The following is an 11,211-nucleotide window of genomic DNA, read 5'->3' as shown; positions in this document are numbered from 1 at the left end:
CCCCGGCCCCCCGCCCCGTCCAGCGCCACTCCGTCCGCGGCCAGATCCTCGACGCGCTGCGCGCCGCCCTCGTCAGCGGCGAGCTGGTGCCCGGCGAGGTCTACTCCGGCCCGGGCCTCGGCGCCCGCTTCGGCGTCTCCGCGACCCCCGTCCGGGAGGCCATGCAGCAGCTCGCGCTGGAGGGCGCGGTGGAGGTCGTGCCGAACCGGGGCTTTCGTGTCACGGTCCGCAGCGCGACGGAACTGGCCGAACTCGCGGAAGTGCGTTCCCTGATCGAGGTCCCGGTCATGCTCCGGCTGGCCCGCACGGTCCCGGCCGCCCGCTGGTGCGAGCTGCGGCCGCTGGCGGAAGCCACCACGGTCGCCGCGGCGACGGGCGACCGGGCGGCGTACGCCGAATCGGACCGCGCGTTCCACCGCGCGGTCCTCTCCCTGGCCGGCAACCACCAACTGGTCGCCGTCGCCGACGACCTGCACCGCCGCTCCCAGTGGCCGCTGCTCACCGGCGACCGCCTGGGCCGCCGGGCGGACCTCCTGGCGGACGCGGCCGAACACCTCGCCCTGCTGGACGCCCTGGCGGCGCAGGACCTGACGGTGGTGCAGTCCCTGGTCGGCGAGCACTTCGCGGGCGCGGACCGCTGAGCACGGGCCGTACGCCGCGAGCAGCCCGTACGCCGTAGCCGCCTGGACGCCGCCCGCAGACCCGCACGGGCCGCTGAGCGTGGGGCGGCGATTGCCCCTGCCGGCCGGCTATGCCGCTGCGGTGGGGGAGAGCTGGGCCGCCAGCCAGGTCGGTACGCCGTCCAGCAGGCGGAACAGCCGGCCCGCCTCCGCCCGCAGACGGGTCGCCTCCGGTTCGGGTTCGGCGTCGGCCAGGGCCGCGAGGGCCGGGGCCGTGCCGACCAGGTAGCCGAGTTCCTCCCGTATCCGCAGCGACTCGGCGAAGCCGTGCCGGGCGTCCGCCAACTCGCCCTCGCGCAAGGACAGTCCGGCCAGATGGCGCCAGGTGAACGACAGCAGCAGCGTCTCGCCGTGCGCCGTCGCGCCCGCGTGCGCGCGGCGGTAGGCGGCGCGCGCCGACTGCGGGGAGTCGGCGATGTGCTCGGCGACCAGGCCCCGCCGGAAGTCGAGCAGCGGGCGGCCCGGCGCGTCGGGGGCGAGCAGCGCCGCCGCCCGGCCGAGCGCGGAGCGCGCCTCGTCGGCGCGGTCGCGGGCGCCGAGCACGGTCGACGCGTACGCCAACTGGCCGCGCTCGCAGGCCGCCGCGCCCCGCTCGTCGTCGGTCCTGGCCACCGCCTCCGCCGTACGCAGGGCGTCCTCCGCCTCCGCCCAGCCGCGCTCCGTGAACAGGCACCGCTCCACGAGCAGCGAGGCCCGCTGGAGTGCGGCCGCGGGCGCCGGGCCGTCGCCCCCATGCGGTTCGAGCAGGGCCGCGGCGTCGGTCCAGCAGCCGCGCGAGCGCAGCCGCCATACCGCGGTCTGGAGTGGGCTTCCGTCCCCTGCGGTCGTTCCGGAACCAGACATGGCGGTATGCGCCACATTGCCCTCCCCGAGCAGCACGTCATTGAGCTGTGAGTGATGGAGCCGTGAAAGCGTTTCGTAGGTGAAAGGTGATTGTCGCTCGTGCCCAGTGGGCGAATCTCAGCACGGAATGGCACCCCGGGCCAAGAGTTCAGGTGAATGAATTCACAATCGACCCGGTCAGGCCGCCCGTTCGGCCGGTAACGGCCGCTCCCGCCGGGCCCGCCCGCCGGGGAAGCATCGGCGGCCCGACCACCCGTCGGGGGAACGGCGCCCGCGAGCAGTCATACGTGCGGGTGATCTTGGCGGCCCCTCTCAGCTCATCCTCAGCGCGAGGAAGAAGTCCAGCTTGTCCTCCAGACGCGACAGATCACGACCCGTCAGTTGCTCGATCCTGCCCACCCGGTAGCGCAGGGTGTTGACGTGCAGATGCAGCCGCGCCGCGCAGCGCGTCCACGAACCGTCGCAGTCGAGGAACGCCTCGAGGGTGGGAATGAGTTCCGCCCGGTGCCGCCGGTCGTAGTCCCGCAGCGGATCCAGCAGCCGCGCGGTGAACGCCCGGCGCACGTCGTCCGGCACGAACGGCAGCAGCAGCACGTGCGACGCCAGCTCGTGGTGACCGGCCGCGCAGACCCGGCCGGGGCGTGCCGCCGCCACCCGGCGGGCGTGCCGCGCCTCCTCCAGCGCCCCGCGCAGGCCCTCGGCCGAGTGCACGGCCGCGCTGACACCCAGTGTCAGCCGTCCGTCGTCGGCGAGGCCGCCGGACAGGGGCTCGCGCACCGCTTCCAGGAGTACGTCGGCGTGCAGACCCGCACGGGCGGGCGCGGGCGCCGCGCCTTCGCCCGGCTCACCGCTCCCCTCGGCCCCTTCGCCGTCCGGCGCCACCGCCGGCAGCGGGACGAGCGCGATGGCCTCGTCGCCGGCGTGCGCCACCGCGATCCGGTCCGAGGAGTCGGAACCGGCCACCGCCGGGTCGACCAGAATCTCCTCCAGCAGCGTCTGCGCCACGGGCCCGGCCTGGATCGCGGCGGCGGAGCCGACCGGCCCGCCGGCCACGCCCGGCCCGCCTTCCAGCCAGTCGACCCGGGCCACGACGACCTGCCAGTGCGGCGCCGAGCCGAGGCCGGGCAGCAGCACCGGCGCGGCCACCCGCAGGCGGGCGGCGATCTCGGCGGGCGCCGCGCCCGTCTGCACCAGCTCCAGGACCTCCTGGGCCAGCCGGCGGCGTACCGTGCGGGCCGCGTCGCGCCGGTCGCGTTCCACGGCGATCAGCTGCGTCACCCCCTGCAACAGGTCCAGACGGGCGGCGGGCCAGTCGCCCGCGTCCGCCTCCACGGCCAGCAGCCAGTCCGACAGCACGCTCTCCCGCACGTCGCGCGAGGCGGCCACCGCGGCGCGGCCGCCGCTGCGGATCGGGAAGAGCGAGTACGTCGTGCCGTGCACGGCGGCCCGGTGCGGCGCCCGGCGCCCCGTGCGGCTCGCGGCCAGGTGCTCGCCGGCCAGTACGGGCCCCACGGCAGGCGGCAGCGGGTCGCCCGCGCCCGCGATCTGGCGGCCGGTGGGCGAGAGCACCCACGCCCGCAGGTCCAGGTCGGACGTCAGCAGGTCCAGCACCACCTCGGGTCCGCCGCCCGTCGGGCCCGACGTCATCAGCCTGCGGTGCCGGTCGACGACCGCCGCGAGGTCTCCGGCCCGCTCGCCGGAGACCTGGCGCACCACGTGCTCGGTGATCGTCGCGAAGGCGACGGCCTCGCTGACCGCGAAGAGCGGCAGCCGGTGGCGTACGCACGCCTCCACGAGGTCGCCCGGGATCGCGCCGAGCTCCGCCTCGCCCGCCGCGAGCCCGACGACGCCCGCGCTCGCCAGGATTCGTACGAACGGCTCGGAGTCGTCCGCGTCACGCCGCCACGCCAGTCCGGTGAGCACCAGCTCGCCGCCGGACAGATACCGGCTGGGGTCCCGCAGGTCGGTGGTCATCACACCGCGCACGGTGCGGTCCAGTTCTTCGTCGCCGCCGAGCAGCCGCAGGCCCAGCGCGTCGGTCTCAAGCAGTGCGCGCAGCCGCATGGGTGTCGCCGCCGATCTGTCTCTTGGTGTGGATGGATGGTGGGCCCGTTTTCAAGCAGTGGTGCTTGATGTTGTCCGGAAAGGTGTGCTCTGCGTTTCCGGAGGAAAGCGGTGAGTCCACCGAGCTTCGCCTTTCGTTCGAATCTACAAGACGTAGGCGGACACCAGCCAACTCCTTCATGGTTTCGGTGACTGCACCAGGCGGAGCCCCGGCGGTGTACTTGGGCCAAGCCACGTGAACAGCAGATGAACGCCTCAGAGCGACCCGAACGGCTTAGAACGACCAGGTCGACAGCCGGCGGTTGGCCGTCTCCAGCCCCAGCGATACGCGAACCACCCGATTGAGAAGAAGAGAGCCTCATGGACTTCCTTCGCCCCGCCAGCTGGGAGGAGGCGCTCGCCGCCAAGGCCGAGCACCCCACGGCTGTGCCCATCGCGGGCGGCACAGATGTCATGGTCGAGATCAACTTCGACCACCGCCGCCCCGAGTACCTCCTGGATCTGAACCGCATCGGCGAACTGCGCGAGTGGGAGGCGGGCGAGGAGACCGTACAGCTCGGTGCCTCCGTCCCGTACACCCAGATCATGGACCACCTGCGGGCGGAACTGCCGGGCCTCGCGCTCGCCGCCCACACCGTCGGATCGCCCCAGATCCGCAACCGCGGCTCCGTCGGCGGAAACCTCGGCGCCGCTTCGCCGGCCGGTGACTCGCACCCGGCCCTGCTGTCCGCGGGCGCCGAGGTCGAGGCCGAATCGGTGCGCGGAACGCGCCTCATCCCGGTCGAGGAGTTCTACACCGGCGTGAAGCGCAACGCGCTGGAGCCGGACGAGCTGATCAAGCGCGTCCACATCAAGAAGGCCGACGGGCCGCAGCAGTTCTCCAAGGTGGGCACCCGTAACGCCATGGTCATCGCGGTCTGCGCGTTCGGTATCGCGCTGCACCCCGAGACCCGCACGGTCAAGACCGGCATCGGTTCCGCCGCCCCGACCCCGCTGCGGGCCCGCGCCGCCGAGGACTTCCTGAACGCCGCGCTCGAAGAGGGCGGATTCTGGGAGAGCGGGAAAATCATCACCCCCTCGATCGCCAAGCAGTTCGCGGAGCTCGCCTCCGGCGCCTGCAACCCGATCGACGACGTGCGCGGCACCGCGAAGTACCGCCGCCACGCGGTCGGGATCATGGCCCGCCGCACGCTCGGCTGGACCTGGGAGCAGTACCGCGGCAACGGCCGCACGCTTGAAGGAGCTGCATAGCAATGCGCGTGAATTTCACGGTCAACGGCCGTAAGCAGGAAGCGGACGACGTCTGGGAGGGCGAGAGCCTGCTCTACGTCCTGCGCGAGCGCATGGGCCTGCCGGGCTCCAAGAACGCGTGCGAGCAGGGCGAGTGCGGCTCCTGTACGGTCCGCCTCGACGGCGTGCCCGTCTGTGCCTGTCTCGTCGCCGCCGGTCAGGTCGAGGGCCGCGAGGTCGTCACGGTCGAGGGCCTCGCCGACTTCGCCAAGCAGCGCGAAGAGGGCTGCGCGACCGGCGCCTGCGGCGGGACCTCCCTCCAGGCGGCCCAGCAGTGGCAGGCCAAGGGAACGGACTCGCAGACCGGCGAGGGCGAGGAGCTCGCCCCGATCCAGCAGGCGTTCATCGACGCCGGCGCCGTGCAGTGCGGTTTCTGCACCCCGGGTCTGCTGGTCGCCGCCGACGAGCTCCTCGAGCGCAACGCCGAGCCGTCCGACGCGGACATCCGCGAGGCGCTCTCGGGCAACCTGTGCCGCTGCACCGGTTACGAGAAGATCCTGGACGCGGTGCGCCTCGCGGCCGCTCGCCAGGACCGCCAGGAAAGCGGGGTCTGATCCATGGGCGTCACAGGTACCCCCACCAGCATCAAGCAGGGTTCGAAGACCAAGGGCGGCATCGGCGAGTCCACGCTCCGCCCCGACGGCACCCTGAAGGTCACCGGCGAGTTCGCGTACTCCTCGGACATGTGGCACGAGGACATGCTCTGGGGCTACACGCTCCGGTCCACCACCGCGCACGCCGAGATCCGGTCGATCGACACGGCCGAGGCGCTCGCCATGCCCGGCGTGTACGCCGTGCTCACGTACGACGACCTGCCCACCGAGGTCAAGAACTACGGCCTGGAGATCCAGGACACCCCGGTTCTCGCCCACGGCAAGGTCCGCCACCACGGCGAGCCGGTCGCCATCGTCGCCGCCGACCACCCGGAGACGGCGCGCCGCGCCGCCGCCAAGATCAAGGTCGACTACGCCGAGCTGCCCGTCATCACCGACGAGGCGTCGGCCACCGCGCCCGACGCGCTGCTGATCCACGAGGGCCGCGACGACCACCACATCGGTCACGTCCCGCACCCGAACATCGTGCACCGCCAGCCGATCGTCCGCGGCAACGCCGACGAGGCCGCCAAGCGCGCCGACGTCATCGTCTCCGGCGAGTACGTCTTCGGCATGCAGGACCAGGCGTTCCTCGGTCCCGAGTCCGGCATGGCCGTACCCGGCGAGGACGGCGGCGTCGACCTGTACGTCGCCACCCAGTGGCTGCACTCGGACCTCAAGCAGATCGCCCCCGTCCTCGGCCTGCCCGAGGAGAAGGTCCGCATGACGCTCTCCGGCGTCGGCGGCGCCTTCGGCGGCCGCGAGGACATCTCGATGCAGATCCACGCGTGTCTGCTCGCCCTGCGCACCGGCAAGCCGGTCAAGATCGTCTACAACCGGTTCGAGTCCTTCTTCGGCCACGTGCACCGCCACCCGGCGAAGCTCTGGTACGAGCACGGCGCGACCAAGGACGGCAAGCTCACGCACATGAAGTGCCGGATCGTGCTGGACGGCGGCGCCTACGCGTCGGCCTCCCCGGCGGTCGTCGGCAACGCCTCGTCGCTGAGCGCCGGCCCGTACGTCATCGAGGACGTCGACATCGAGGCGATCGCGCTCTACACGAACAACCCGCCCTGCGGCGCCATGCGCGGCTTCGGCGCGGTCCAGGCGTGCTTCGCGTACGAGGCGCAGATGGACAAGCTCGCGGCGAAGCTCGACATGGACCCGGTGGAGTTCCGCAGGCTCAACGCCATGGAGCAGGGCACGCTCCTGCCCACCGGCCAGCCGTGCGACTCCCCGGCGCCCGTCGCCGAGCTGCTGCGCCGCGTCAAGGCCATGCCGCTGCCGCCCGAGCAGCAGTGGCTGGCGGCCGGCGAGCAGGCCGACGTACGCGCCCTGCCCGGCGGTCTGTCGAACACCACGCACGGCGAAGGCGTCGTACGCGGCGTCGGCTACGCGGTCGGCATCAAGAACGTCGGCTTCTCCGAGGGCTTCGACGACTACTCCACCGCCCGCGTGCGGATGGAGGTCATCAACGGCGAGCCGGTCGCGACCGTGCACACCGCGATGGCGGAGGTCGGCCAGGGCGGTGTCACCGTCCACGCGCAGATCGCCCGCACCGAGCTCGGCGTCACGCAGGTGACGATCAACCCGGCCGACACCCAGGTCGGCTCGGCGGGCTCCACGTCCGCGTCCCGCCAGACCTACGTCACGGGCGGCGCGGTCAAGAACACCTGCGAGAACGTCCGCGAGAAGGTCCTGGAGATCGGGCGGGCCAAGTTCGGCTCGTACCACCCGGCCTGGGCGACGGCGGAGCTGCTGCTCGAAGGCGGCAAGGTCGTCACCGACGGCGGCGAGGTACTGGCCGACCTGGTCGACGTACTCGAAGGCGAGTCGGTCGACCTGGAGCTGGAGTGGCGCCACCGGCCCACCGAGGCGTTCGACCTGCGGACCGGGCAGGGCAACGGCCATGTCCAGTACTCGTTCGCCGCGCACCGCGCGGTCGTCGAGGTGGACACGGAGCTCGGCCTGGTCAAGGTCATCGAGCTGGCCTGCGCGCAGGACGTCGGCAAGGCGCTCAACCCGCTGTCCGTCGTCGGCCAGATCCAGGGTGGCACCACCCAGGGCCTGGGCGTCGCGGTCATGGAGGAGATCATCGTCGACCCGAAGACCGCGAAGGTGCGCAACCCCTCCTTCACGGACTACCTGATCCCCACCATCCTCGACACGCCGACCATCCCCGTCGACGTGCTCGAACTCGCCGACGAGCACGCGCCCTACGGTCTGCGCGGCATCGGCGAGGCCCCCACTCTCTCGTCGACCCCGGCCGTCCTCGCGGCGATCCGGAACGCGACGGGTCTGGAACTCAACAGGACGCCGGTGCGGCCCGAGCACCTCACCGGTACCTGATCCCCGAGTTCCGCCGAAAGCTCCCCGGGCGGTGCCGTGCCTCCAGGAACGTCACACTTCCCCGCCTGACACCGCCCGGGGTCTCCAAGTACCGCACCGCTCGCGGTCCTGGCAACAACCGCAGTATCCGCTCACAGAGTCACCACCCCGTTCGTCTCGGGCCGTCCCCCGGGTCGTGCAGCCCTCGCAGCATCCCAAATCCCGCGTTTCCAATCTCCATGCGGGTGCCCCTTTGAACCTTGGGAGACAGGCACCATGACCCAGCAGTCCACAGAGCCGACGACCACGGCGGAGGACGCCGGCGCGGGAACGCGCCAGCCCGCCGGCCGGTCCTGGCTCGACCGGTACTTCCACATAACCGACAGAGGATCCACCGTTGCGACGGAGGTCCGCGGCGGCATCACCACCTTCATGGCGATGGCGTACATCCTCCTGCTCAACCCGCTGATCCTCGGCGGCAAGGACGTGGCGGGCAATGTCCTCAGCCAGCCCGCCCTGATCACCGCGACTGCTCTCGCCGCCGCCGCGACGACCCTGCTGATGGGCTTCTGGGGCAAGGTCCCGCTCGCCCTGGCCGCCGGTCTGAGCGTGTCGGGCGTACTCGCCTCGCAGGTCATCCAGGTCATGACCTGGCCGCAGGCCATGGCCATGTGCGTGGCCTACGGCGCCGTGATCTGCCTCCTGGTGGTCACCGGTCTGCGCGAGCTGATCATGAACGCGATCCCGCTCGCCCTCAAGCACGGCATCACCATGGGCATCGGCCTCTTCATCGCGCTGATCGGCCTGGTCAAGGCCGGCTTCGTGCACGAGAACCCCGCCCTCGGCGGCGGCCCTGTGTCCCTCGGCCCGGCCGGTGAACTGGCCGGCTGGCCCGTTCTGATCTTCGCCGTCACCCTGCTGCTGATCTTCGCCCTCCAGGCGCGCAACGTCCCAGGCGCGATCCTGATCGGCATCGTGGCCGGCACCGTCATCGCGGCGATCCTCAACGCGATCGCCGACATCCCGGGCAAGGCATGGTTCTCCGGCGCGCCGGAGCTGGAAGGCAGCGCCGTCTCGGCGCCCGACTTCTCCCTGTTCGGCGACGTGTCCTTCAGCGGCTTCGGGGAAGTCGGCTACATCACCGTCACCATGATCGTCTTCACCCTGGTGCTGGCCGGCTTCTTCGACGCCATGGCCACCATCATCGGTGTGGGCAGCGAGGCCAAGCTCGCCGACGACAAGGGCCGCATGCCGGGCCTGTCCAAGGCGCTGTTCATCGACGGCGCCGGCGGTGTCATCGGCGGCGTCGGCGGCGGCTCGGGCCAGACCGTCTTCGTCGAGTCCGCGACCGGCGTCGGCGAGGGTGCCCGTACGGGCCTCGCCTCCGTGGTCACCGGCGCGTTCTTCGCGGCCTGTCTCTTCTTCACCCCGCTCACCGCGATCGTGCCCCAGGAAGTCGCCGCCGCCGCCCTGGTGGTCATCGGCGCGATGATGATGCAGAACGCCAAGCACGTGGACTGGAGCGACCGCGCCGTCGCCATCCCGGTGTTCCTGACCGTGGTCCTGATGCCCTTCACCTACACCATCACCACGGGTGTGGCCGCCGGTGTCATCTCCTACGTCGTCATCAAGGTGGCGCAGGGCAAGGCGCGCGAGGTGGGCGCCTTCATGTGGGGCCTGACGGCGATCTTCATCGTGTACTTCGCGATCCACCCCATCGAGTCCTGGCTGGGCGTCGGCTAGACCGCCCCGAGCCCTCCCCACCCCATAAGGAGACAGTCATGCTGGACATCGCCGAAGAGCTCAACCGGTGGGTCGAGCAGGGTCGTGAGTTCGCCGTGGCCACGGTCGTGGCGACGCACGGCAGCTCGCCCCGGCAGCCCGGAGCGGCCCTCGCGGTCGATTCCGAAGGCACGGCGATCGGCTCCGTCTCCGGCGGGTGTGTGGAGGGCGCGGTGTACGACCTGTGCCAGCAGGCCCTCCAGGACGGCGAAACCGTCCTGGAGAGCTTCGGCTACAGCGACGAGGACGCGTTCGCCGTGGGTCTGACCTGCGGCGGCGTGATCGACATCCTCGTCACCCCGGTACGCGCGGACTCTCCCGGCGGGGAGGTGTTCGCGGCAGCGCTGGCCACCGCCGCATGTGGGGATGCGGCGGCGGTCGCGCGGATCACCGACGGGCCGGCCGAGGTCATGGGCCGCGCCCTGCTCGTCCGCCCCGACGGTTCGTACGAAGGCGCCCTCGGCGGGCACCCCGAGCTGGACCGTACGGCGGCGGGCGAGGCCCGTGCCATGCTCGACGCCGGACGGACCGGCACCGTCCTCATCGGCGAGGACGGCTCACGCTGCGGCCGGCCGCTGACGCTCCTCGTCGAGTCGAGCGTCCCCGCCCCGCGCATGATCGTCTTCGGCGCCATCGACTTCGCCTCCGCGCTGGTGCGCGTGGGTAAATTCCTCAACTACCACGTGACCGTGTGCGACGCGCGGCCCGTCTTCGCCACCTCCGCGCGCTTCCCCGACGCGGACGAGATCGTCGTCGACTGGCCGCACCGCTATCTGGAGTCGACCGGCGTCGACGGCCGAACGGTGCTCTGCGTCCTCACCCACGACGCGAAGTTCGACGTACCCCTGCTGGAGCGGGCCCTGCGGCTGCCGGTCGCCTACGTCGGCGCGATGGGCTCCCGCCGCACCCACGAGGACCGCAACAGGCGGCTGCGGGACGTCGGCGTCACCGAGCTGGAGCTGGCCCGGCTGCGCAGCCCCATCGGCCTCGACCTCGGCGCCCGTACGCCCGAGGAGACCGCGCTGTCCATCGCCGCGGAGATCGTCGCCGCCCGGCGCGGCGGCAGCGGCGTGTCGCTCACCGGCGCGCACACCCCGATCCACCACGAGGGTCCTCAGGCCCCGGCCGGCCGGATAGGTTCCGTCGCCTGACGGTGGTGCGGACGTACAGTGTCCGCCGTGAGCGATCTTCGCCGTACGCGCCTCCTGGCGGCCGTGGCCGCGGGCCTGACCCTGTGCGCGGGGCTGGGCGTGCGGAGCGTCGCGGACGGCGCGGTGGCGAAGTACGCGGGGGACGCGCTCTGCACCGTCCCCCTGTGCACGCTCGTCGTGCTCGTCGCACCCGCGACCGGGTCGGTGGTCGCCGGCGCGGTCGCGCTGGTCCTGAGCCGGGCGGTCGAATACGCCCAGCTCACCGGCGTACCCGCTGCCCTCGCCGAACGCGGCGTCCTCGCGCGGCTGGTGCTCGGCTCGACCTTCAACGCGCCGGATCTGCTCCGGTACGCCGCCGGGGCGGGTCTCTTCCTGCTCATACGCACCGTGGTTCCCCGGCCGGGCGGCCCGCGCCACGCGTGACGACGCGGCCCTGCCCGGACGCCCCACGGGCCGGTCCCGGGCAGGGCCGCGTCGTCA

The 11,211-nt window shown here is 72.2% G+C and carries 9 protein-coding genes; 7 read left to right on the top strand and 2 right to left on the bottom strand.

Translation table 11 applies throughout. The annotated features are described in order from the left end of the window. The coding region (locus tag E2E34_RS24960; RefSeq protein WP_138904166.1) for a GntR family transcriptional regulator at window positions 1-641 on the top strand (641 nt) is incomplete at its 5' end. A gap of 108 nt (window positions 642-749) precedes the next feature. On the opposite strand, the gene E2E34_RS24955 is transcribed toward E2E34_RS24960, so the two are convergent. Beyond that, entirely contained in the window at window positions 750-1,523 is a 774-nt protein-coding gene (locus E2E34_RS24955; protein WP_208765328.1) for a hypothetical protein, read from the bottom strand. A 312-nt stretch (window positions 1,524-1,835) separates the two neighbouring features. Continuing rightward, complete coding sequence (locus E2E34_RS24950) at window positions 1,836-3,587, bottom strand: PucR family transcriptional regulator (RefSeq protein ID WP_138904164.1); 1,752 nt, start codon at window positions 3,585-3,587, stop codon at window positions 1,836-1,838. Between the two features lie 360 nt (window positions 3,588-3,947). On the opposite strand from E2E34_RS24950, the gene E2E34_RS24940 reads away from it, so the two are divergent. The 6 genes from E2E34_RS24940 (at window position 3,948) to E2E34_RS24915 (ending at window position 11,154) form a co-directional block, all read left to right on the top strand. Then, window positions 3,948-4,838: an FAD binding domain-containing protein gene (locus E2E34_RS24940; RefSeq protein ID WP_138904163.1), complete on the top strand. Its 891-nt coding sequence runs from the start codon at window positions 3,948-3,950 to the stop codon at window positions 4,836-4,838. A gap of 2 nt (window positions 4,839-4,840) precedes the next feature. Then, window positions 4,841-5,431, top strand: coding sequence for a (2Fe-2S)-binding protein (locus E2E34_RS24935; protein ID WP_138904162.1), 591 nt, complete (start codon window positions 4,841-4,843; stop codon window positions 5,429-5,431). A 3-nt stretch (window positions 5,432-5,434) separates the two neighbouring features. After that, entirely contained in the window at window positions 5,435-7,819 is a 2,385-nt protein-coding gene (locus E2E34_RS24930; RefSeq protein WP_138904161.1) for a xanthine dehydrogenase family protein molybdopterin-binding subunit, read from the top strand. A gap of 255 nt (window positions 7,820-8,074) precedes the next feature. Further along, window positions 8,075-9,541, top strand: coding sequence for an NCS2 family permease (locus tag E2E34_RS24925; protein WP_138904160.1), 1,467 nt, complete (start codon window positions 8,075-8,077; stop codon window positions 9,539-9,541). A 38-nt stretch (window positions 9,542-9,579) separates the two neighbouring features. After that, window positions 9,580-10,731, top strand: coding sequence for an XdhC family protein (locus E2E34_RS24920; RefSeq protein ID WP_138904159.1), 1,152 nt, complete (start codon window positions 9,580-9,582; stop codon window positions 10,729-10,731). Between the two features lie 27 nt (window positions 10,732-10,758). After that, window positions 10,759-11,154, top strand: coding sequence for a ribosomal maturation YjgA family protein (locus E2E34_RS24915; RefSeq protein WP_244316071.1), 396 nt, complete (start codon window positions 10,759-10,761; stop codon window positions 11,152-11,154). Window positions 11,155-11,211: the final 57 nt, after the last annotated feature.

Origin of the sequence: Streptomyces albidochromogenes (genome assembly GCF_005981925.1) — a bacterium.
Classification (GTDB): domain Bacteria; phylum Actinomycetota; class Actinomycetes; order Streptomycetales; family Streptomycetaceae; genus Streptomyces; species Streptomyces albidochromogenes.
Note: the sequence above shows the minus strand (reverse complement) of the source record. Positions and strands in the feature narration are given on the sequence as shown.